At 64.6% G+C, this 21,285-nt stretch carries 19 protein-coding genes and 2 tRNA genes; 7 read left to right on the top strand and 14 right to left on the bottom strand.

All coding sequences use genetic code 11. The annotated features are described in order from the left end of the window. The first annotated feature begins 2 nt into the window (after positions 1-2). The 3 genes from ACSVIE_RS03040 to ACSVIE_RS03030 are packed head-to-tail and all read left to right on the top strand — an operon-like array spanning position 3 to position 2,789. Positions 3-899, top strand: a complete 897-nt coding sequence (locus tag ACSVIE_RS03040) for an ABC transporter ATP-binding protein (protein ID WP_442422982.1) — start codon at positions 3-5, stop codon at positions 897-899. Next, positions 899-1,822 carry an ABC transporter permease gene (locus ACSVIE_RS03035; RefSeq protein ID WP_442422981.1) on the top strand — a complete coding sequence of 308 codons (924 nt, stop codon included), beginning with the start codon at positions 899-901 and terminating at the stop codon, positions 1,820-1,822. Before ACSVIE_RS03040 ends, ACSVIE_RS03035 begins: the two co-directional genes overlap by 1 nt. 43 nt (positions 1,823-1,865) lie before the next feature. Continuing rightward, positions 1,866-2,789 carry a TauD/TfdA dioxygenase family protein gene (locus ACSVIE_RS03030; protein ID WP_442422980.1) on the top strand — a complete coding sequence of 308 codons (924 nt, stop codon included), beginning with the start codon at positions 1,866-1,868 and terminating at the stop codon, positions 2,787-2,789. A gap of 75 nt (positions 2,790-2,864) precedes the next feature. Here ACSVIE_RS03030 and ACSVIE_RS03025 read toward each other — a convergent pair whose 3' ends face one another. The 5 genes from ACSVIE_RS03025 to ACSVIE_RS03005 all read right to left on the bottom strand — a co-directional run bounded on the left by ACSVIE_RS03025 (position 2,865) and on the right by ACSVIE_RS03005 (position 8,819). Beyond that, positions 2,865-3,824 (bottom strand): aldo/keto reductase, encoded by a 960-nt coding sequence (locus tag ACSVIE_RS03025; protein ID WP_442422979.1) that lies wholly within the window; start codon positions 3,822-3,824, stop codon positions 2,865-2,867. 21 nt (positions 3,825-3,845) lie between these two features. Continuing rightward, complete coding sequence (locus ACSVIE_RS03020) at positions 3,846-5,600, bottom strand: glycoside hydrolase family 13 protein (protein ID WP_442422978.1); 1,755 nt, start codon at positions 5,598-5,600, stop codon at positions 3,846-3,848. A 103-nt stretch (positions 5,601-5,703) separates the two neighbouring features. After that, positions 5,704-6,612 carry a carbohydrate ABC transporter permease gene (locus tag ACSVIE_RS03015; protein ID WP_426003705.1) on the bottom strand — a complete coding sequence of 303 codons (909 nt, stop codon included), beginning with the start codon at positions 6,610-6,612 and terminating at the stop codon, positions 5,704-5,706. Then, positions 6,612-7,526 (bottom strand): carbohydrate ABC transporter permease, encoded by a 915-nt coding sequence (locus tag ACSVIE_RS03010; protein ID WP_442422977.1) that lies wholly within the window; start codon positions 7,524-7,526, stop codon positions 6,612-6,614. The genes ACSVIE_RS03015 and ACSVIE_RS03010 overlap by 1 nt, the downstream gene beginning before the upstream one ends. 21 nt (positions 7,527-7,547) lie before the next feature. After that, positions 7,548-8,819 (bottom strand): ABC transporter substrate-binding protein, encoded by a 1,272-nt coding sequence (locus tag ACSVIE_RS03005; protein ID WP_442422976.1) that lies wholly within the window; start codon positions 8,817-8,819, stop codon positions 7,548-7,550. Positions 8,820-9,055: 236 nt separating this feature from the next. On the opposite strand from ACSVIE_RS03005, the gene ACSVIE_RS03000 reads away from it, so the two are divergent. Continuing rightward, positions 9,056-10,279, top strand: coding sequence for an ROK family protein (locus ACSVIE_RS03000; protein ID WP_442422975.1), 1,224 nt, complete (start codon positions 9,056-9,058; stop codon positions 10,277-10,279). Between the two features lie 8 nt (positions 10,280-10,287). Here ACSVIE_RS03000 and ACSVIE_RS02995 read toward each other — a convergent pair whose 3' ends face one another. Beyond that, entirely contained in the window at positions 10,288-11,859 is a 1,572-nt protein-coding gene (locus ACSVIE_RS02995) for a Na+/H+ antiporter (RefSeq protein ID WP_442422974.1), read from the bottom strand. Positions 11,860-12,075: 216 nt separating this feature from the next. Between ACSVIE_RS02995 and ACSVIE_RS02990 the strand changes: the two genes are divergently transcribed. Beyond that, positions 12,076-12,303, top strand: coding sequence for an antitoxin (locus tag ACSVIE_RS02990; RefSeq protein ID WP_442422973.1), 228 nt, complete (start codon positions 12,076-12,078; stop codon positions 12,301-12,303). 57 nt (positions 12,304-12,360) lie between these two features. Further along, entirely contained in the window at positions 12,361-13,164 is an 804-nt protein-coding gene (gene aqpZ / locus ACSVIE_RS02985; protein ID WP_442422972.1) for an aquaporin Z, read from the top strand. Here the strand turns inward: aqpZ and ACSVIE_RS02980 are convergent. The 8 genes from ACSVIE_RS02980 to ACSVIE_RS02945 all read right to left on the bottom strand — a co-directional run bounded on the left by ACSVIE_RS02980 (position 13,118) and on the right by ACSVIE_RS02945 (position 20,428). Beyond that, positions 13,118-13,774: an NAD(P)-binding oxidoreductase gene (locus ACSVIE_RS02980; RefSeq protein WP_426003712.1), complete on the bottom strand. Its 657-nt coding sequence runs from the start codon at positions 13,772-13,774 to the stop codon at positions 13,118-13,120. The genes aqpZ and ACSVIE_RS02980 overlap by 47 nt on opposite strands. Before the next feature lie 82 nt (positions 13,775-13,856). Beyond that, positions 13,857-13,930: transfer RNA gene (locus tag ACSVIE_RS02975), tRNA-Met, on the bottom strand. 60 nt (positions 13,931-13,990) lie between these two features. Then, positions 13,991-14,062 (bottom strand) — tRNA-Thr (locus ACSVIE_RS02970). 118 nt (positions 14,063-14,180) lie between these two features. After that, on the bottom strand, positions 14,181-14,606 hold the full coding sequence (locus ACSVIE_RS02965) for a LysM peptidoglycan-binding domain-containing protein (protein ID WP_442422971.1): 426 nt from the start codon (positions 14,604-14,606) through the stop codon (positions 14,181-14,183). Positions 14,607-14,723: 117 nt separating this feature from the next. Then, positions 14,724-16,781, bottom strand: coding sequence for a DEAD/DEAH box helicase (locus ACSVIE_RS02960; RefSeq protein ID WP_442422970.1), 2,058 nt, complete (start codon positions 16,779-16,781; stop codon positions 14,724-14,726). A 425-nt stretch (positions 16,782-17,206) separates the two neighbouring features. Beyond that, a complete protein-coding gene (locus tag ACSVIE_RS02955; protein ID WP_442422969.1) occupies positions 17,207-17,863 on the bottom strand; it encodes an MOSC domain-containing protein in 657 nt (218 codons plus the stop codon). Positions 17,864-18,248: 385 nt separating this feature from the next. Continuing rightward, complete coding sequence (locus ACSVIE_RS02950) at positions 18,249-18,923, bottom strand: response regulator (RefSeq protein ID WP_426003716.1); 675 nt, start codon at positions 18,921-18,923, stop codon at positions 18,249-18,251. Then, entirely contained in the window at positions 18,920-20,428 is a 1,509-nt protein-coding gene (locus ACSVIE_RS02945) for a sensor histidine kinase (protein ID WP_442422968.1), read from the bottom strand. The genes ACSVIE_RS02950 and ACSVIE_RS02945 overlap by 4 nt, the downstream gene beginning before the upstream one ends. A gap of 152 nt (positions 20,429-20,580) precedes the next feature. Between ACSVIE_RS02945 and ACSVIE_RS02940 the strand changes: the two genes are divergently transcribed. Continuing rightward, positions 20,581-21,285 carry a Tat pathway signal protein gene (locus ACSVIE_RS02940; RefSeq protein WP_426003718.1) on the top strand — a complete coding sequence of 235 codons (705 nt, stop codon included), beginning with the start codon at positions 20,581-20,583 and terminating at the stop codon, positions 21,283-21,285.

The raw sequence follows: 21,285 nt of genomic DNA, 5'->3' as shown, positions 1-21,285 counted from the left end.
CCATGACAGCCAAGATCAGCCTCCGCAACGTCACCAAGGAATTCACCGTCCGCCCGGCACGGGGCGCCAAATCCACTGCCCCGACCCGCCTGACCGCCATCGATGCCCTCAACCTCGAGGTACGCGACGGCGAATTCCTGACCCTCGTGGGTCCCAGCGGCTCCGGAAAGACAACCCTCCTGGACCTGCTGGCGGGGCTGTCCACCCCCACCTCCGGCGAAGTCCTGGTGGATGGAAAGCCCGTGACCGGTCCGGGCAAGGACCGGGCCGTGGTCTTCCAGCAGTACGCGCTCTTCCCGTGGCGCACCGCATCGGCCAACGTGTCCATCGGACTCGAAGGCGTGGGCCCGGACGGGAAGAAGTTGAACCGCCGCGAACGGGCAGCCAAGGCCAGGGACTACCTGGCACTGGTGGGCCTTGCCGGCTTCGAGGACCGCTACCCGCACGAGTTGTCCGGCGGCATGAAGCAGAGGGTAGCCATTGCCCGCAGCCTGGCCTACGAGCCCGATGTATTGCTCATGGACGAACCCTTCGCGGCCCTTGACGCCCAGACCCGCGAGCAACTGCAGGACGAGTTGCTGCGGATCTGGAAAGCCACCGGAAAAACGATCGTCTTCATCACCCACGGCATCGACGAGGCCGTGTACCTGGGGCAGCGCGTCGCCGTGCTGAGCGCCCGGCCCGGCCGGCTCAAGGAAATCGTGGACATCGACATCCCGGACCGTGACGGCGACGACGATATCCGTTCAAACCCGGCTTTCGTGGAACACCGCCACCAGGTGTGGACCCTGCTCCACGACGAGGTACGGCGTGCCCAGGACGCCGGGCACCGCAAGATCCTGCCCGACGGCACGGCCCCGGATGAACCAGCCACCACCCCCGAAAGGAACGCCGCCTGATGACCACCACCCTCACCCAGGCCGCCGCAGAACCAAGTACAGCCCAAGGTGCCACCGGCACCGGGCCGCGCGACGCCGTCGTACGTTCCGTTCCCCAGAAGGCACAACGCACGACGCCGGTCCTCGCCGCAGGCCGCCGGGTCGCCTCGTTTGCCGGTTCCGCCGTGTGGAAGTCCGCAGCGATCCTGGCTTTCCTGGCCCTCTGGGAACTGGGACCGATCTACCTGGCGAGCCCTTCCACGCGGGTGTTCCTGCCGCCGCTGCATGAGGTCCTCCTGGCCTGGGGCAAGCTGTTCGAGGCCGGGACCATCCAAAGCCATATCGCAGCCAGCCTGACCCGGTCGGTTGCCGGCTTCGGCGCGGCGCTGGCCGCCGGTGTTTCCTTGGGCCTGCTGATCGCCTGGTACGGAAAGCTCAATTCAGTCCTGAACCCGCTCCTGGAGCTTTTCCGCAACACCGCCGCATTGGCGCTGCTGCCGGTCTTCACGCTGCTGCTGGGCATTGGCGAGGAGTCCAAGATCAGCATCGTTGCGTACGCTGCTTTCTTCCCTGTGCTGCTCAACACCATCGCCGGCGTCAAGACCGTGGACCCCCTGCTGATCCGCGCTGCCAGGTCGCTGGGACTCAACAGTTTCCGGCTTTTCCAGAAGGTCATCCTCCCCTCAGCGGTGCCGACCATCTTCACGGGCATCCGCATGGCCGGGACGGCCTCCATCCTGGTGCTGATCGCAGCGGAGATGGTCGGTGCCAAGGCTGGGCTGGGCTACCTGATCGTGAATGCCCAGAGCAGCTTCCTTATCCCGGACATGTACGCGGGCATCCTCACCGTCTCGCTGTTGGGGCTGGGCGTGAACTTCCTGCTCGTGGCCCTTGAGCGCCACTTCTCCCGCTGGCGGACCGCCGTCGGGGCCGACGCTTCCTGAACCACCTCCTGAACCAAACCAATCAACCAGATAGGACAGACCCATGACCGTCATTACCGAAACCAAGCTCGAGTTCAAGAAGCTGGGTGCCCGTATCGGCGCCGAGATCCGTGGCCTGGACATCAGCGGGGACCTCAGTGCCGAAACAGTGGCGCAGATCCGCTCAGCACTGAACGAGCACAAGGCGCTGGTGTTCCGTGAGGCGAACATCCTCACGGACGAAGCCCAGGTGAAGTTCGCCTCGCACTTCGGACCCCTGACCAAGGCACACCCCACTGTTGCATCCGTGGAGGGTGAGGAGAACGTCCTTCCCGTGGACAGCGAAAACGGCTCGGCCAACAACTGGCACACGGACGTCACGTTCGTGGTGAACCCGCCCCAGGCTTCCACTCTGCGCAGCATCGACCTGCCTGCTTACGGTGGCGAGACCTTGATTGCTTCGTCGGCCGGCGCCTACCAGGACCTTCCGGAGGAGTTGCGGAACTTCGCGGACACCCTCTGGGCCATCCACACCAACGACTACGACTACTCCGTGCCGAAGAACCTGGAGCACGTCAACGCCGAGGAAAGGCGCAAGGAGTTCACCCGGCTGAAGTTCGAGACCGCCCACCCGGTGGTCCGGGTCCATCCCTTGACCGGCGAGCGCGGACTGTTCATCGGCGGCTTCGCGCAACGCCTGCGGATTGTGGGTCTGTCCAATACCGAGTCCAAGGACATCATCCGCTTGCTGCAGGCCTACGTGACCCGTCCGGAGAACGTTGTGCGCGTGAACTGGGAGCCCAACCAGGTGGTGTTGTTCGATAACCGGATCACGCAGCACTACGCTCCGGACAACTACGATGGCCAGCCGCGCAAGCTCAACCGGGTGACGATTGCCGGCGACATTCCCGTGGGCATCGAAGGCAAGCCGAGCCAGGCCCTGCAGGGTGATTCCAGCACGTACTCCGTCGTGGCACCGATTTCCTAGGTTTTTAACCCAACTGAGTCGCAGTTAAGCGCGTTTAGAGCTCTCATAACGCGCACTACTGCGACTCAGTTGGGTTTAAGGGAGGTTGGTCCCCCGGGCCGCCACCCAGAGTCCGTACCATTCAGCGCGGGTCATGGTTTCCGCTGCCGCTGCTGCATCCGCGCAGGCGCCGATCCTGCCCGGGTTCGTGGTGCCAACCACCGGGGAAATCTTCGCGGGGTGCTTCATCAGCCACCCCAGGAGCACGGACTCCGGTGCGGCGTCTTTCTGTTCCGCCAGTTCCTGCAGCATGGCAGCCGTCGCCGATTCGGCGGGAGAGAGGTCACTGCTTCGGGCGCCGGTGTACCGGCCTTGGGCCAGCGACCCGTACGCCTGCAACTCCACACCCTTCTCCATGCAGTACTCGATCGTGCCGTGGGGAAAGCTGCAGGTGGCGGCTTCCGGATGATTGACCAGGACGGTGCTTTCCAGCCAATCCCGGCGGAGCAGGCTCATCTCCAGTTGGTTGGCGACCACAGGCGTTTCCAGTCGGTCCTGGAGGTACGCGATCTGGGCGCCGGACATGTTGGACACACCCAACTGCCGCACCTTGCCTTCGTCCAGCAACTGCCCGACGGCGGCAGCCGCCTCGCGTACGTCCATCAAGGGATCGGGGCGGTGCAGCAGGAGGATGTCCACGTAGTCGGTTTGCAGCCTTTTCAGGCTTCCGTTGACACGGTCGAGGATGGCCTCACGGCTCAGGTCATAGTGGTTGTTCAGCCCTTGTTCCTGCAGCCGGATGCCGCATTTGGTCTGCAGCTGGATCTGCCCACGCAGACCCTGCGAACGGGCGAGGACTTCCCCGAAGACCGCCTCGGACTTGCCGTTGCGATAGATGTCGGCATGATCGAAGAGGTCGATCCCGATCTGCCTTGCCGCATCAATGACGGCGGCTGCCTGGTCAATCTCGCCGGCACCGTAGGAGGTGCCTTCCCAGGGACCGCCGAGTCCCATGCAGCCGTAGATGAGGCGTCCCCGCCCGTTAGCGTTGGTCATACTGTTTCAGGCGTCCGGCGCCTAGGCGGTGCGGACGATCCACGCGGTGGTGTCGGAAGGAAGCTTGCCGCCTTCCAGCGGACCACTGCTGACCACCACCGTACCGGCCGGGAGTTCCACCGGCCCGGTACCGAAGTTGGTCACCGTTTCCCACCCTCCGGGGCGGCTGAAGTGCAGGACATCGGCGTTGCCGGTTTCAAGCCATTCGAGGTCCTCGGCAGCCTGAAGTTCCCGGCGGAGGCGCAGTGCCGTGCGGTAGAGCTCCAACGTGGATCCATCTACACCGTCCTGGGTGGAAACGGCATAGTCCGCAAACCATGCAGGCTGGGGCAGGTGGGCCTTGCCTCCACCGAAGCCGAAGGACGGCCCTTCGGGAGTCCAGGGCAGTGGCACACGGCAACCATCGCGTCCGATCTCAATGCCGGGGTTACGGAAGAACGACGGGTCCTGGCGTTCTCCATCGGCGATTTCGGTCACCTCACGCAGGCCGAGCTCTTCGCCCTGGTAGAGGTAGGCCGAGCCAGGAAGGGCCAGCAGCAGGAGGGAGGCTGCGCGTGCGCGGCGAAGGCCGAGCTCGATATCCAGTTCCTCCGCCGGAGCGCCGGCCAGCAGCCAGCCCTTGCCGTCCTGGCCCTTGGGCTTGGCGCCGGTGACGTCTTGTGCGGCATTGGTGCCTTGCGCTGCGGAACCGCCCTTGGGCAGCCCGTACCGGGTGGCGTGCCGGACGACGTCGTGGTTGGAGAAAACCCAGGTGGACGAGGCACCGGACTCCTTGGCAGCCACCAGGTTGTCCGTGATGATCTGCCGGAAGGACGCTGCATCGAAGTCGGACTGCAGGAGGTCGAAGTTGAACGCCTGTCCGAGTCCTTCGGGGCTGGCGTACCGGGCGCGACGTGACTCATGCACCCAGGCTTCAGCTACGGCAGTGCGGGGAGGGTTGTATTCGTTGAACAGCTTGCGCCACTCGGCGTAGACCTCGTGGACCTCGTCCCGGTCCCAGAAAGGGTGGGTACCGTCAGTAAAACCGTCCGTGCCGTGGGCCCGGGCCAGCAGGTCCGCCTTCATGGGCATGGGCTCGGAAAGGTCCTTGGCCATGCCGTGCGCCACGTCGATCCGGAAGCCGTCCACGCCGCGGTCCGACCAGAAGCGCAGGGTCTTGAGGAAGTCCTCGCGGATCTCCGGGTTCTCCCAGTTAAAGTCAGGCTGTTCCTTGGCAAAGATGTGCATGTACCACTGACCCGGCGTTCCGTCCGGTTCCGTAATGCGGTCCCAGATGGGACCACCGAAGACCGAGTCCCAGTCCGACGGCGGCAACTCGCCGTTCTCACCACGTCCGTCACGGAAAATGTAGCGGTTGCGGGCGGCCGAACCCTTGGGCGAAGCAAGGGCTTCCTTGAACCATTCGTGGCGGTCGGAGGAGTGGTTGGGGACGATGTCCACCACGATCTTGATCCCGGCGTTGTGGAGAGCGGCGGCCATCTCGTCGAAGTCCTCCAGTGTCCCCAGCTTGGGGTCCACGTTGCGGTAGTCATCCACGTCGTAGCCGCCATCTGCGAGCGCCGACGGGTAGAAGGGGCTCAACCACACCGCGTCAACGCCCAGTTCCTTCAGGTAGGGAACCTTGGACGTAATGCCCTTGAGGTCGCCGATGCCGTCGCCGTTGGAGTCGGCGAAGCTGCGCGGATAGATCTGGTAGACAGCCGCTTGGCGCCACCAATTGGGGTCGGCCATGCGGTCTGACTGGGAGAGGTTTGCCGTTGTGGCGGAGGTGCTCACGAAACTCCTTTGATTTAGCTTCTAAATTTAGTATCCCGAACCAGTATGTGACGGTTGGCGCCGTTGGTCAACAACGCAGTTGTGCAGGTCGGGAGAAGATCGGTCAGCCCTTGACGGCACCCTGGGTCACACCCGCCATGACCCACCGCTGGGTGAACAAGTAGGCGACGATTGCCGGCGCCATCGCCATCAGGTAGGACGCGAAGGACACGTGGTAGTTGTTGCTGAACTGGGTCTGGAACAGGTTCTGGCGCACGGGAAGGGTCTGCAGCGCGGGATCGGAAATAATCAGCGAGGGCATCATGAAGTCGTTCCACGCATACAGGAAGGCAAAGATGCCCACCGTGGCACTCATCGGCGCCAGGAGCGGGAAGATCAACTTCCAGAAGGTTTGCCACGTGGAGGCGCCGTCCATCCTCGCACTCTCTTCCAGTTCCATGGGGATGGAACGCAGGAACGCAGTGAACAGCAGGACGCTGAAGCTGAGCTGGAACATGGTGGCCAGGAGGATGACACCGAACGGATTATCCAGCCCCAACCGGCCCGTGAGCTGGATCTGGGGCAGGGCAACCACCGGGAAAGGAATGAACATGGCCGCGAGCAGGTAGAAGAAGGAGTAGCGGAACAACCTCCGTTCCCAATTGCGCACGATCGCGTAGGAGGCGAATGCGGCGAGGATGATCGTGGCCACCACCGTGCCTGCGGTAACCAGCAGTGACATGGCAGCTCCCACAGGGAAATTGGTCAGCGTCCACGCTTGGACGAACCCTTCCATGCTGAACGGCGCGGGAAAGGAGAAGGCGTTGCCGTCCACGGCTTGCCCCTGGGTCTTGAACGCCATGGAAATCGTGACGTACAGGGGCAGCAGCACGGTCACTGCGCAGAGGATGAGGATAGTGGTTCCGGACCAGTTGACGCGCTCGGCTTTCGCCCTGGCCGGGCGGCTGCCGGTTCCGGGCGCAGCTGATGCAGGGCGGGCGGCGTCAAGGTCGAGGGTGGCTTGTTTGTTCATCAGAGTGCATTCCGTCCGCGGGTCAGCGAAAGCTGTACGAGAGAGATGAGGATGGCGACCACGAAGAAGATCGTCGCGTTGGCCATCTGGTAGGCATAGTCGCCGCCGTTGAAGCCGGCTATGACAGTCATCGCAATGCTTCGGGTTGAGGTTCCAGGGCCACCGTTGGTCAGGCCGACGATGATGTCGTAGGCATTCAGGAAGCCCTTGAAGCCCAGGATGACGTTGATCACGACGTACCCTGCAACCAGGGGAACCGTGATCTTCAGCAGTTGCTGGAGCTTGCTTGCGCCGTCGATCTCCGCAGCCTCGTAGACGTCACCTGGCACGGCCACCAGGCCGGCGATGTAGATCAGGAGCGATCCGGGGACAGCCTGCCATGCAGTGACCAGGACGATCGCGATCCACGCAAGGTCCGGATTGGCCAGCAGGCTGCTCTCCAGCCAGGGAATCCCCAGCGCCGTGCCCGCCGCGGGCAGCGAGTTGGAGAACAGGAAGTTGAACACATACGCGATGATGATGCCCGAGACGACCATGGGGATGACGAAGATGGTCCTCAGCGCCGTCTTCATGCGGATCCGTGAGGTGAGTCCCACGGCCAGGAGGAACGCCACGATGTTGACGGCGATGACCGTGACGATCGAGAACCCGAAGGTGAACAGGTAGCTCTTGAGGATCGCGGGATCGCTGAAAATGGCGATGTAGTTGGTCAGTCCGACAAACTCCCAGTCACCGATTCCGATCGAGTCAGTGAAACTGAAGAAGATGCCGACGATTCCCGGAACCGTGATGGCCAGGGTGAACAGGACCAGGCTGGGCAGCAGGAAAAGGTAGAAGATCGGCTCGACCTTCCGCTTGCTGCGCGGAGCCGGGCGGCTCTTCCCGGGTGTCGGTGGGGTGGTGATGATGGACATGGCTGACTCCCTGGTTCTTCGCTACTGGCGGAAAGCCAGGCGCGCCCAATCTGCGTCGAGTGTGCTGAGGGTGGATGCAGGATCTTCGCCAAAGATCAGCGCCTGCGTGTAGTTCATGATTGGAATGGTTTTGGGCACCAGCACCGATGGGCCCTGGTAGACCTTCGCGTCGTCGTAGTACTGCACCATCCCTTCGATCCGGGGATCCGGAGTGGCGGCAGCATCCTTGGTGGGGGTAAAGCCCAGCTGCGACTTGTTGTAGGCCTCAATTACTTCGGGCCGGTACAGGTACTCAAGGAATTCGCGCGCGGCATCCTTGTGCTTGGACGCCTCCGGGATCCATGCGGCAAGGTCAACGTTCACGCGGACGCGGAGGTCCTCGGGATTCTCGGTCATGGGCAGCGGGAAAGTTCCCAGCGCCAGGTCCGGAGCGGTCTTGGCAATCTCGCTGAAAGCCCACGGCCCTTGAAGGTACATGGCCGCCTTGCCCTGTGAAAAGGCGAGGTTTCCGTCTCCGTACGCCCGGCTGGCAGCGTCCTTGTTCACATATTTGGTGGCGAGCTCCATCATTTTGGCCACGGGCTGGTCAAAGTCCTTCTGGAAGGACACGGACGATCCGGGTCCCACCTCCGTCCCTTCGGCATCGAGTTTTCCGAAGAAATCAAGGGTGTCGAGCTGGCCACCCACCGAATAGTCGAACCAACCCTGGGCAATGGTCCAGTCGTCCTTGAAGGTGGCATAGAAAGGCGTAACGCCCGCGGCTTTCAACTTCTCGCAGACCGCCACCAGTTCGCTCCACGTGGTGGGTACTTCAATGTTGTTCGCGGCGAAGATTTCCTTGTTGTAGATCACCGACGACGCCATGATCGAGTACGGGAGGGCACTGGTCCTGCCCGGATAGGAGCCATACTGGTCCATCAGCGGCTGCAGGTCCTCACGGATGCGGGTGGCAGCTTTGGTGCCGGAGACATCACTCAAGGCACCCCGCTGCACGAACCTCGAGGTCTCCATGTTGTAGTTGGCCAACGCGATGTCCGGCGGGTTTCCGCGGACGAAGCTGGCGGAAACGACGTCAACGCCGGACGTATCGAGCACCACTTCGGTGTCATCCTGGGAAGCGTTGTAGTCGGCCACGAGCTTGGTCATGAAGCCGATGGCTTCCCGCTTGCTGAAGGTGAAGCGGATCGTTTCCTTATCCCCCTCGCCGGAACACCCCGACAGGAGGCCGGCCAGCAGGGCCAGCCCTGCACCCATGGCAGCCATGCGTTTAATGCGCGTCAGTTGGAAAGACACCGTAGTCCTTTCGTCTTGCGGACCCCAGCGCCGCGTTGCGATCGTGGGGTGGCAGCATGCGACCCCACGCAGGAGTTGATATAGGAGATAAATTTATTACCTATCGCCAGTATCATGTGAGCAGCACCACACCGTCAAGCCGTTCCGGCAAATGTGACGGGATCTAAATTTATGTACTAAATTTAGAGAGACCGTCCTCTCATTCCGCAGGCGGCCGAGAAAGTTGGGAGCACTGCATGCTGACAGGCACTGCACCGTCCACGCAGCTGGTCCGCCGCGTCAACGCCAGCGCGATGCTGAAGGCCATGCGGGGTGCCGGCATCGTTACCGGTACCGAACTCATGGCTGCCACCGGGCTCTCCCGGGCCACCGTCATTTCGATCTGCGATGAGCTGGTCCACCTCGGCTGGCTCCAGGAGCTGGAAAACCAGCGCGGCGCCGGCGACTACGTGAAGGGCAGGCCGGCACGCCGCTTCGTCTTCGATGACGGTGCCGCCAGCGTCCTGGGAATCGACATCGGCGCCAACAAGATCACCACGATCGTTGCCGACATGGCGGGCAAACCCCTGTCCCGGGTCACCATGCCGTTCCGCACCTACAACGTTTCGGCGGGAGAGCGTGCCGACGTCCTGGACCGCATCGCCGCGGATGCGCTGGATAGGGCGGGAGTCCCGGCCGCGTCCGTGCTCGCCGTGTCTGTTGGAGTCGCTGCCCCTGTGGGCAGGAACGGGGAAGTCCTGACCGTCCAGGAATTCTGGAAGTCGTTCGACGTCTCCCGGATCGTGTCCGAGCGCCATGGCTGGCGGGTACTCCTGGAAAACGACGCCAACCTCGCAGCCTTGGCCGAACGCTGGCAGGGCGCTGCGCAGGGAGTCGACAACCTCGTGGTCATGCTCGCCGGCGACCGTTTGGGCTCGGGCGTCCTCGAGTCCGGCCGCCTGCTCCACGGCCAGCTGGGCGGGTTCGGGGAACTGGGCTACTTGAACAACGTGGACGGCGTCGGTGACACCTACGGCATTGCGCACTACGCCGCATTGTGGGGGCGGGAAATCATGGAGTCCCACCCGGACACCAAGCTGCGGGTCCTGTGCGGGGGCGATCCAGCGGCCCTCACCGCGGAAATGGTGTTCAAGGCTGCCGCAGACGGTGACACCGCTGCCGGGGAGGCCCTCAACCGGCTGGCCCATCGCATGGCCCGTGCCATCGGCTCGATCAGCACCCTGGTCAACCCCGAACTGGTGGTCATCGCCGGAGCCGTGGCAGCCTCCGCGGAGCTCCTCATCCCGGAAATCACCCGGCAGTTGCCGGACTTCACTTTCACTCCCCCGAGGCTGGCAACGTCAGCGCTGGGCGATGGCGTCGTGTCCCTCGGTGCGATCCGGCACGCCCTGGATTACGTCGAGGAGCATGCGTTGGACCTCTCCCCCGCTACCCTGCGAAAAGGGGCGGGAGCTTCCTAGCACCTGCCCTACTCGGGCATCGACATGGTCCGGAGGTCCAACTGCCGCAGCACGCGGTCGGCCACCTCGGGGTCCGTACCCGGTTCCTTTCGGGCCTCAACCACTTCCTGTCGGGCAGCGTCCAACGCTATGGTCTGGACGGCGATGGCGAGTTCGCGCCCGCGCTTCCTCTTCTCTTCGGCTGACTCGTTCCGCAGGGAGCCGTCCAGCAGCTCAGCGTGGAGGCGATGCATTTTTTCCTTCACCAGCGACACTTTGTCAGCTGGAAGTTCCTTCATGAGCTCGTGTTCCTTCAGGGCGGCCATGGCCGCCGCTTGGGCGCGCTTGGCCAGCTCCCGCGCAGCCTGCTGTTCATGCGAGCCGTCCTCGGTGGCGTTGAGGACCCGCATGAGCCAGGGCAACGTCAATCCCGGAAGCACCAGGGTGGCCAGCAGGACAGCACAGGCGATCACCAGGATTTCGTGGCGCGCGGGGAAGTCGCTGCCGTCCGGCAGGGTCAAGGGCAGAGCCAGCGCGAGCGCCAAGATGGCCAGGCCCCGCATACCGCACCAGGTCAGGATGAGGACCTCCTTGGGCGACGTGGGCTGAAGGATATTGCGGCGCCGTCGCGCTGACGCGGCCAGCAGCCCGAGCCACAGGAACCGGACCAGGAACACCAGGACGCAGACCACCACGGCCATACCGATCATCCCGAAAATGGCCGAGCCCTCATCGCGGATCACTTGGCGGATCTCAAGCCCCACCAGCCCGAAGGCCAGCCCGGTGGCCAGGAGTTCAACCACGTCCCAGAAAGCCGTGCGGGTGACCCGCTCGGCGGCGTCCTGCGGCCTGGCGTGCCGCTGCAGTTCCAAGGCGGTCACGACGACGGCCACCACACCTGAGGCGTGCAGCTCCTCCGCCAGGATGTAGGCCGCGAACGGCACCACGAGGGTCACGGCACTGCGCGCCACCATGGAAGCCACCAGCTTGGTGATCACCTTGGTCAGCCATCCCATGGCGATGCCGATCACCACGGCCAGGGCAGCGCCGATAACGAACTGCACCACCACGTCAGGGCCCACCTCGCTGCCGGACAAGGTAGCGGCGACTGCTGCCTGGAAAATGACGATTGCTGCAGCGTCGTTGAAGAGGCCTTCGCTCTGGAGGACAGTGATGAGCCGGCGCGGCATGTGGACCCGGCCGGCCACCGATTCCACCGCCACGGGATCGGGAGGTGCCACCATGGCACCCAGGGCAATCGCGGCCGGTATCCCGATGCCCGGGATCATGAGCCAGGCCGCACCTGCCACGACGGCGGTGGATACCACTACGAGGGCAACTGCCATGAGCAGCAGCGTCCGCCAGCGGACCCGGAAGACCGCCCACGAGCTCTTTTGTGCCGTGGCAAACAGCAGGGGCGGCAGGAAAATCGGAAGGATCAGTTCAGGCTCGATCTCGAATTCCGGAAAGCCTGGAATGAACGTCAGGGCGACTGCGAGCAGGAGCATCAGGACGGGATAGGGAAGGCGCAGCCGGTCCCCCAGGCCCACCGCCACCACCGTCGCAAGCAGCAATCCGATAATGAGCGCCAGTTGATCCATGTTCCCGCTTCCCCAGTTGCCTATGCCCGCTTTCAACGGCACTGCCGCAAAAGCTCCCCGTCAAACATATCGGAGGGGCACAGCGGCTCTTCCTGACCATGCCCAAAAAGGGTGTGGATCCGCGTCACGATCGCGGCTGCCGGCAGACGAACCTTGTAGAGCCAACCGGCTCCAGGACAACAGCTCCACAAAAAACCAACACAGGAAGTGGCATCGATGGGACTTTTCGAGAATCTGCAGGGCAAAGCACAGGACCTCATCCAGGGCAACGAAGAAGCTGTTCAGGACGCCATCGAAAAGGTCGGGGACCTCATCGACGAAAAGACCGGCGGCCAGTTCGCCGGGCAGGTCGACCTCGTCCAGGATGCGGCCTCGGACTACGTGGCGAACATCGACGGTGAATCCGGTCAGGCCCAGACGGCGGAGGAGGGTCCCCAGCCGTAGCTTTCCGACACCTCGCACATCCCCGGCAAACCTCTACCCGTCTTTGAAAGGCCCAGCATGGTCACCCGAGATACCCAAACCTCCGCGCATGCAGCGGATCCTGATGCCGGCCCGGCCCTGGCTTCCAAACTCGGCGCCGAAGCCCTCGGCACCTTTGTTCTGGTGTTCGGTGGTGTGGGCACTGCCTTGTTCGCAGCGAGCTTCCCCAATGCCGCCAACACCCTGGGCGTGGGACTCCTCGGCGTATCGCTGGCCTTCGGGTTGACGGTCGTCGCGGGTGCCTACGCTGTGGGCCACATATCAGGTGGCCACTTCAACCCGGCTGTGACGATCGGACTGGCCGTTGCCGGGCGTTTCCCGGCCAAGGACGTTGCAGCCTACGTGGTGGCCCAGGTCGTGGGTGGCGCGGCAGCCTCGAGCGTGCTGGCCGCGATCGCAGCGGGTGGTCCCAGCGGGTTCTTTGCTGCCGCGCGGAACGGCGGGTTCGCATCCAACGGCTTTGGTGAGCACTCCCCTGGCGGGTTCGGGCTCCTGTCGGCGCTGGTGATCGAAGGTGCCCTGACCATGGTCTTCCTTGTGGTCATCCTTGGCGTCACCGACCGGCGTGCAACTCCCGGATTCGGGCCGCTTGCCATTGGGTTCAGCCTCACGTTGATCCACCTGGTCAGCATCCCGGTCACCAACACCTCGGTAAACCCCGCACGTTCGATCGCCACGGCCCTTTACGCCGACCCATGGGCGCTCAGCCAGCTCTGGGTATTCATCATCGCGCCCATCGCCGGTGCTCTGGCAGGGGCAGTTCTTTACCGCGTGCTCATTCCGCGGTCAGGGCGTCCACCACGTCCACGGTCCCGTCCGTAAACGGAATGGTCCGGCCGACCGTCTGCGGGAGCTCAAGGACCGCGGCCGCCACCAAGGCCACGTTGGCCCGGGAGGTCTGCGTACCGTTGCCGGGATCGGCTGGATCCACCTCGATCAGTCCCGTAGCCGCATCCTCGGTCAAGGAACCGGGGCCCAGGACGGTCCAGTCCAAGCCGGTGTTCCGCAGGTAGTCGTCGGCGGCTGCCTTGGACTCCGCGTAGGGGAAGAAGGGGTGGTCTTCGGGGACCGTATGGTTCGTCGCCGCACCCAGGTAGGAAACCATCACGTACCGCCGCACACCCGCCGCCGAGGCAGCATCCATGGAGCGGATGGCCGCGTCGCGGTCCACGGCATAGGTCCGGGCCGGGTTGCCTCCCCCGGCGCCGGCAGACCAGACCACAGCGTCATGTCCGCTCAGCGCCTGGGCGATTTCCGCCGTCGTCGAATGTTCCACGTCCAGCACTTCGGCAGCAGCGCCGGTTTCCATGACTTCCGCCACATGGTCGGGGTTGCGGACGATGGATGTGACATCGTGACCTTCCCCACTAAGAATGCGGGACAAATGCCGGGCCACCTTGCCGTGGCCGCCAATGATTGCGATTCGGCTCATGGACCCATTCTGTCCCAGATGTGCCAAACATGTTGGAGCAACAAAAAGACCCCGCAGACAAATCCTGCGGGGTCTTGCTCTGTAGCGGTGGGGAGGCTCGATCTCCCGACCTCACGATTATGAGTCGTGCGCTCTAACCAACTGAGCTACACCGCCACGAATGAGAAAAACCTGCGTCAAGCCGGTCAAACCGCCTTGACGCAGGCCCTCATCCAGAGCCCCCCACCGGAATCGATCCGGTGACCTCGTTCTTACCAAGAACGCGCTCTACCACTGAGCTAGGGGGGCAACGAGTAAATACTCTACCGGAGGTTTTCCGAAGCTCCAAATCGGCGAAAAGACAGCCCGGAGTGGCGCCGACACAATTTGCGAAGGCGCTCAAAAGTTGATCTCGGAACCTCGATTTTCAGGGAAGCCGGAGCACCTGCCCGGGGAAGATCCGGTCAGGATTGGGGACGGTATCCGTGTTGGCCGCGATCAACGCCGCGAGGTCCACACCGAACTGCCTGGCGATGCCGCCCATGGTGTCCCCGGCCTCCACGACTACCTCCTGCACCGGCGGCGCCACCGGTCCACGCTGCCCGGCAGCTGCGGCGGCCTCAGAGGCAGCCTCCCGGCTTGCCCCGCGAACCTCGGGGTCGTCCGGGTTCAGGCCCACCCGGGCGGCCTCCTGGGCGGCTGCTGCGTTTGCAGCGTGCTGCTGTTCAGTGGCTTGGGCTGCTGCGGACTCGGCCGCGGCAGTATCGGTGGAAGAAACCCCGACGGCGGCTGCGTCCTCAGCTGCCTGGCGCGCCGCGCTCTGGTCTTCTGTGGCCTCGTCGTCCTGTCCCATGGGTCCGATGGTACGTGGAGCCTACGCGGCGGGGAACCCCGGGACTGCGGTGTGACGATGGTTAAACAAACAGGGGCCGGCTCGAAAGCCGGCCCCTGTCAGGGGATTTCGCAGTGTTTACCACTTGCCCTTGCGGTTGAAGTCACGCTCGCCGCCGCCACGGGGCTTGCGGGCACCGTCGCCGTGTCCGCCAAAGCGGGAACCACTGGCCTGGCCGCGGTCGCGGTCGCCGTAGCTGCCGGAAGTCCGCTCGCTGTAGGAACGTCCGCCGCGGTCAGACGAGGAACGCTCGCCATCGTTGCGGCGGAAGTCCTTCTTGAAGCCGCCGTTTCCCTTGAAGTTGCCGCCACGGCCACCCTGGTAGCCGCCGCGATCGCCGTCGCGGCCGGGCTTGCGGCCCGTGTCCAGCTCAAGGTGGATCAGCTCGCCGCCAATGCGGGTCCGGGACAGGGCACGCAACTGCTCGGGGCTGAGGTCCGCGGGAAGCTCCACCAGGGAGTGGTCCGAGCGGATGTCGATCCCGCCGATCTGGGCGGACGAAATGCCACCCTCGTTGGCAATGGCGCCGACAATCGAGCCGGGCATGACGCGCTGGCGACGACCGACCGCAATGCGGTAGGTGGCGTTGCCCTCGGTGAGGGGGCGGGACGGGCCACGGGAACCGAAGCCGTCCTTGGAACGCTCGCGCTTCTGGAACTCGGGAGCTGCAGGCAGGTCCTTCACCAACAGCGGCTGGCCGCCCTGGGCCATGACTGCCAAGGCTGCGGCGATCTCGGCTGCCGGAACCTTATGCTCTTCCTCGTAGGAGGCGATCAGGTCGCGGAACAGCGAGACGTCCTCGGACTCGAGGGTTTCGGTAATGCGCTCGGCGAACTTGCCCAGGCGCAGGGAGTTGACCGTCTCAGCGGTGGGCAGGTGCATCTGTTCCACGGACTGGCGGGTGGCCTTCTCAATGGCACGCAGCAAGTACTTCTCGCGGGGTGTCATGAAGAGGATCGCATCGCCGCTGCGGCCCGCACGGCCGGTACGGCCAATCCGGTGCACGTAGGACTCAGTGTCGTGCGGGATGTCGTAGTTGACCACGTGGCTGATGCGCTCCACGTCGAGGCCACGTGCGGCAACATCCGTTGCCACCAGGATGTCGATGCGTCCCTCGCGCAGGGCGTCGACCGTGCGCTCACGCTGTTGCTGCGGGATGTCACCGTTGATGGCTGCTGCCTGGAAACCCCGGGCCTTCAGCTTCTCGGCGAGATCCTCCGTAGCCATCTTGGTGCGGACGAAGGCGATTACGCCGTCGAACTCTTCCACCTCGAGGATGCGGGTCATGGCGTCCAGCTTGTGGGGGCCCATGACCTGGACGTAACGCTGGCGGATGTTGGAACCGGTGGAGGTCTTGGACTTCACCGAGATTTCCGCAGGGTCGTTCAGGTACTGCTTGGACATGCGGCGGATCTGGCCCGGCATGGTGGCGGAGAACAGTGCCACCTGGCGGGTTTCCGGGGTCTCCTGGAAGATCTGCTCAACGTCGTCGGCAAAGCCCATGCGGAGCATCTCGTCGGCCTCATCCAGCACCAGGTACTGGAGTTCGGAGAGGTCCAGGGAACCCTTGGCGATGTGGTCGATCACGCGGCCGGGCGTACCCACTACCACCTGGGCGCCACGGCGGAGCCCGGCCAGCTGCGGGCCGTAGGCCGAGCCACCGTAGACCGGAAGGACAGTGAAGTCCTCCATGTGCTTGGCGTAGGACGTGAATGCCTCGGCAACCTGCAGCGCGAGCTCACGGGTCGGTGCCAGGACCAGGGCCTGGGTCTTGCGGGAGGGCCCGTTCAGGTCATGCAGTTCGGCCAGGCGGGAAAGCGCCGGAACAGCGAAAGCGGCGGTCTTGCCGGTACCCGTCTGGGCCAGGCCAACGACGTCGCGGCCTTCGAGCAGCAGGGGAATGGTGGCTGCCTGGATGGGGGACGGCTTTTCGTAGCCGACATCCTGCAGGGCGGCCAGGACTCGGCCATCCAGTCCGAGGTCGGTGAAGCGTACGCCTTCGTCTTCCGCGTCGCCTGCAGTCGCGGGAGCGGAGGTCTCGACGGCGGCCGGTGCGGTTGCCGGGGCTGCGGCACCTTCACCTTCGGCTGCGTCGGCAGTGGTGGCGTCGAGGTTCTCGTTGAGAGTTTCTGACATCAGGGGGAAATTCCTCTTCCATGGGGCGTCGGCGCGGCCCGGTTGGGCTTGGCCGCATTACACGCGAAAGCCCGGCAAGGGTGCCTTGCTCTCGCAGAAGTCCGGCGCTGTCGCAATCCCATGGCAGGACTTCGCGCTGCATCTCTTGGCTGCTATCCCAGCAGTCTGTACAGCGTTTTCTTTAGCCGGCGCTCCCTATGAAAATGCCCGCACACAGTTTGCGGGCCCCAACACTTACCAGTCCTGCCTCAAAAATTGGGCAGGATAAAGGGAATTCCGGAGTGGGGGATATATCCAGTGTAAGGTACGGTGCCGTCAGGCCGCGACCCACGGTGTACCAACGGCGGTGAGAGCTTGCGCACACACTGCAGGCGGAGCCCGCGCCTTGCCCGGCAGCGAGGCACGTGATCCGGGCCGATCAGGGGCTACAGCCCGTGGCGCCGCATGACTTTTTCGAACATCGGGTGGTAGTCGTCCTGCAACCGGATCTCGCCGTCCGCTTCCGCGTCCAGCAGTGTCTGCACCATGTCCGGGGTGGCTCCGCTGAACCATTGCCCCACCGTAATGCCGTGCTTGGGTACGAACAGGCGGTGGATGTGGTCGCCGGCAGAGATGCTCCCGGTCTTGATGACGCGCAGGTAGGTTCCCACGCGGCCCTCGGCCGTAAACCGCTTGACCCACTGCGGTTCCCCCAGCACCCGTTGGAACGTGGCACAGGGAACCCGCGGCGATGTCACCTCCACTTCCAGGTCCAGGCCGATCTTCCACCGTTCGCCGATCACGGCCCCGGTGGCGTCGATGCCGGCAACCCGAAGGTTCTCACCAAAGATCCCCGGCGGCAGCTCCCGCTGGAGTTCGGAAGACCAGAAGTCGGCGTCATCCTGGGAGTAGGCGTACAGCGCCTGGTCCTCTCCCCCGTGATCCTTGCGGCTGGCCTGCACATCACCGTGCAGGCCCAGCTTGTGGACCTTGACGGGACCTTCAACCGGCCGTTTGTCGATGGCCGTTACGCCCACGCTTCCCTCCGGGTCCGGCAGCAATTGATGGACCCGGCAGACGGCAAGGACGGATGCGGTGTTCATGCGCATAGTCTACGGAAGCGCCCCACGGATGCTCTCTCACTAAACACCCCCTTCCGGCCAACGCTCTCTCACTAAACCGCCCCTTCACCTCCGAAGTGATTGGAGTTGCGCCCTGCCGGCGTGCCGCCGCCACCCACTTTGAAGGAGAATGCTCCGCGACTCGCCGGTCCACAGCACTTCCTGCCACCCTGTGCTCTCAAAGTGGGTGGTGGGGGTACAAGACCGGGGAATCAACGACGACGGCGGGCTGGCTGGGTGCGTCGGCGGGGCAACCGGGTGCCACGTCAGTCGCGGGGCATGACCTCTTTCACCACGAATTCGAATGCCGGGCTGACACGAAGGGAGGCACGCCATCCCACGCACCGCCAGACCGATTCACGGCCACCTACGGATCGAACCGGTATCCCATCCCCGCCTCTGTATGAAGGTGCCTGGGGGCCGCCGGATCACGCTCAAGCTTCCGGCGCAGTTGGGCGATATACACCCGAAGGTACTGCGTCTCCTTTGAATAGGCCTGGCCCCACACCTGGGTGAGGATCTGCTGCTGGCTGACCAGCTTGCCCTTGTTGCGGACCAACAACTCCAGGATGTTCCACTCGGTGGGCGTCAACCGGATTTCCGCACCGTCCTTGGTGATCTTCTTGCCGGCCAGGTCCACCAGGAAGTCGGGCGTCGCCAACATCGGCTGCTCCGGCTCGGTGACCAGCCGGCGGGAGGCGACCCGCAGGCGCGCAAGCAGCTCATCCAAACCGAAGGGCTTGGTGACATAGTCGTCCGCACCGGCGTCGAGCGCTTCAACTTTGTCTTCCGACGCGTGCCGGGCCGACAACACCACGATCGGCATGGCGCTCCACCCACGGATGCGGCGGATCACCTCCACACCATCCATATCCGGCAAACCGAGGTCCAGGACCACCAAGTCAACGCCGTTGCGGCTGACCGCGGTCAGGGCGTCGGCACCGGTTCCCACGGTGATGGCCTGGTAACCGTTGGCTTGGAGCGTGATCTGCATGGCCCGGGCGATCTGCGCCTCGTCCTCCACGATCAAGACCCGGGTCATGCCGCGTTCCCGCCGTGCCCGGTCCACAAAGGCAAGGTAACCACCATGGTCAGCCCGCCGCCCGGGGTGGCTTCGGCAACCAGGGTTCCGCCCATGGCCTCGGTGAAACCCTTCGCGACGGCAAGGCCCAGTCCGATCCCGCCCCCGCCGCCCGGCGAGGGTGAGTCGCCAAGCCGCTGAAAAGGCCGAAACATCTCCAGCACTTCGGCGTGCCCTACTCCAGACCCGTGGTCGATGACCCGCAGCTCGCCGGCCGGCCGGTCCCCCACCCTGATGCCGGCACCCGTGCGCGCGGTGATGATGACGTCCGAATCCGGAGCGTACTTCACGGCGTTCTCCGCGATATTGGCGACCACCCGTTCCAGCATCCCGGCGTCGGCCTGTACCGGCGGAAGGTTGGGCGGAAGTTCATTCCTGAGCCTGCCGACGGGGACGCCCCGCAGTGCCTCCGGCAACACCTGCGCCCACCCGACACCGGTCAGCAAGGGGTTGACCGCATCTGCGGTGATCCGGGACATGTCCAGCAGGTTGCCTACCAGGTGGTCCAAGCGGTCGGCATAGTTTTCGATGGTTTCCAGGAGTTCACGCTGGACTGCGGGAGGGAACGTGACGTCCTCCTGCCGCAGGCTGCCGACCGCCAGCTTGATGCCGGCCAGCGGAGTGCGGAGGTCGTGCGACACAGCGCGCAGGATGGAGGTGCGCATCTTGTTCCCTTCGGCCAGGCGTTGGTTGTCCCTGCGACTCCTGGCCAGCTGCTGCCGTTCCCGCACGGCCACCACCAAAGCGCCGAACGCGGCCAGCAGCCGCTGCTGTTGCGGCGTCAGCGGACCACCGCGCAGCAGCAGCGTGTAGTGGGGATCAACGACGGCGGCATGGTCGGCGGCGGCATGTGTCACCGGCGGTTGGACCCCGGCCCCGGCCAGGACCTGCCAACCGCGCTGTGCACCCGGAAGGCGCTCGCCGGTAGCCCCCAGAAGCGTCACGGCCTCCACCCCCAACGTGACCCGGACCTTTTCGAGGAATGATTCCAAGGTGTCATCGGAACTCAGGATGCGCAGTGCAAGTCCGCTCAGCGCGGTGGCCTCAGCACCGGACTGCGCCGCTTCCTGGGCCCGGCGCGTCGCAAGCCCCACTGCGAGCGCCACGCCACACGCCACTGCCAGGAAGACCACCAGGGTGAACAGGGTGGTCGGATCGGCGATGGACAGGGAGCCCACGGGTTCGGCCGAAAAGTAGTTCAGCAGGAAGCTGCCCAGCACGGCGGCCACCACCGCAGGCCACAGGCCACCTATCGCGGCAACTGCCACGGCGGCTGCCAGCTGGAAAAGCATGGTCACGGCGAAGTTCCGGAACCCGGTGACGGTGACCAGGATTTCGACGGCGGCCGGCAGCACCAGCGCCAGCACGAGGCCCGCCATGATCCGGCCACGCCCGATGCCACGCACCGTGGGGAGCCGCAGCAGGAGTCCGTGGGCGTCGTCGGGAAGGGCTTCCGGTGCTGGCATGGCTTTATCCTTGCACGTGGCCCGTGTGGGCAGTTCTCCCCACTCCGGCGCGACACCGGTGCCTGTGCGGCGCGCAAGGACTAGGCTTGCTTTCAGCATCCTCATCCGGCCAGGGCGCCGGACACTCCAACGGTCTATCCAGGGGGAAACGAATGGACCCGAAAGACGGCGCTGGCAACCCTGCCGGCGGCCCGGACAACAACGGCCGGGACAACAGCGGCTGGGACGCCGGCAGCACCGGCAGCAACACGCCCAAGCCACCGCCGTGGCAGGTCCCCAAGCCGGAGCTGCGGCCCGATATGGCCGGCTCTGGCCCCGTGCCACAGGCTCCGGAAGGCAAAGGCAAAGGCAAGCGCGGAGCCACGGCCAACGCCGCCCCACACCAGCCCGAACCAGGGAAACCGCTTCCGGTGGTGGACCCGTTCGCCAAGGAACGGGAACGCGAGGCAGCCCACGCAGAGGCCCGAAAGAAGCGCTCGCGGCGCCGCACCGTCGTCGTAGGCCTGGGTGTCACGGCACTGTTGGCCGGCACCATCACCGCAGTGGTGGCCAGCAACGAAGCTGAAGCCGATTACGCCCAGGTGTGTTTCAACGAGGAAACCGGGGAACGCGTTGACGATTCCCAGTGCAACAACAGCAGTTCTGCCGGCCGCAGTTCCGGCGTGTACGCGTGGTACTTCTACTCCCGCGGCGCCAGTGTGCCTGCTGTGGGCCAGAACCGAAGCTCCTACCCCAGCTACACCAAGACGGTCCCGCAGGGTGCCAAGACGTCCACGGGCTACAGCAGCAAGGGCGGCACGGTAAGCCGCGGCGGATTCGGCAGCAGTTCGAAAAGCGGCGGAAGCTCGGGAGGGTAG

The organism is Paenarthrobacter sp. NCHU4564, from assembly GCF_052156435.1.
In the GTDB taxonomy this organism is placed as follows: domain Bacteria; phylum Actinomycetota; class Actinomycetes; order Actinomycetales; family Micrococcaceae; genus Arthrobacter.
This window is presented reverse-complemented; position numbering and strand designations above follow the sequence as displayed.

Bases quoted from the DNA above. Each gene is read 5' to 3' on its own strand.
- ACSVIE_RS02950 (WP_426003716.1), bottom strand. From the start codon at position 18,923: ATGACCCGGGTCTTGATCGTGGAGGACGAGGCGCAGATCGCCCGGGCC.
- ACSVIE_RS02995 (WP_442422974.1), bottom strand. From the start codon at position 11,859: ATGGATCAACTGGCGCTCATTATCGGATTGCTGCTTGCGACGGTGGTG.
- ACSVIE_RS03030 (WP_442422980.1), top strand. From the start codon at position 1,866: ATGACCGTCATTACCGAAACCAAGCTCGAGTTCAAGAAGCTGGGTGCC.
- ACSVIE_RS02960 (WP_442422970.1), bottom strand. From the start codon at position 16,781: ATGTCAGAAACTCTCAACGAGAACCTCGACGCCACCACTGCCGACGCA.
- ACSVIE_RS03035 (WP_442422981.1), top strand. From the start codon at position 899: ATGACCACCACCCTCACCCAGGCCGCCGCAGAACCAAGTACAGCCCAA.
- ACSVIE_RS03015 (WP_426003705.1), bottom strand. From the start codon at position 6,612: ATGAACAAACAAGCCACCCTCGACCTTGACGCCGCCCGCCCTGCATCA.
- ACSVIE_RS03010 (WP_442422977.1), bottom strand. From the start codon at position 7,526: ATGTCCATCATCACCACCCCACCGACACCCGGGAAGAGCCGCCCGGCT.
- ACSVIE_RS02945 (WP_442422968.1), bottom strand. From the start codon at position 20,428: ATGCCAGCACCGGAAGCCCTTCCCGACGACGCCCACGGACTCCTGCTG.
- ACSVIE_RS02965 (WP_442422971.1), bottom strand. From the start codon at position 14,606: ATGGGACAGGACGACGAGGCCACAGAAGACCAGAGCGCGGCGCGCCAG.
- ACSVIE_RS02990 (WP_442422973.1), top strand. From the start codon at position 12,076: ATGGGACTTTTCGAGAATCTGCAGGGCAAAGCACAGGACCTCATCCAG.
- ACSVIE_RS03025 (WP_442422979.1), bottom strand. From the start codon at position 3,824: ATGACCAACGCTAACGGGCGGGGACGCCTCATCTACGGCTGCATGGGA.
- ACSVIE_RS02955 (WP_442422969.1), bottom strand. From the start codon at position 17,863: ATGAACACCGCATCCGTCCTTGCCGTCTGCCGGGTCCATCAATTGCTG.
- ACSVIE_RS02940 (WP_426003718.1), top strand. From the start codon at position 20,581: ATGGACCCGAAAGACGGCGCTGGCAACCCTGCCGGCGGCCCGGACAAC.
- aqpZ (WP_442422972.1), top strand. From the start codon at position 12,361: ATGGTCACCCGAGATACCCAAACCTCCGCGCATGCAGCGGATCCTGAT.
- ACSVIE_RS02980 (WP_426003712.1), bottom strand. From the start codon at position 13,774: ATGAGCCGAATCGCAATCATTGGCGGCCACGGCAAGGTGGCCCGGCAT.
- ACSVIE_RS03000 (WP_442422975.1), top strand. From the start codon at position 9,056: ATGCTGACAGGCACTGCACCGTCCACGCAGCTGGTCCGCCGCGTCAAC.
- ACSVIE_RS03040 (WP_442422982.1), top strand. From the start codon at position 3: ATGACAGCCAAGATCAGCCTCCGCAACGTCACCAAGGAATTCACCGTC.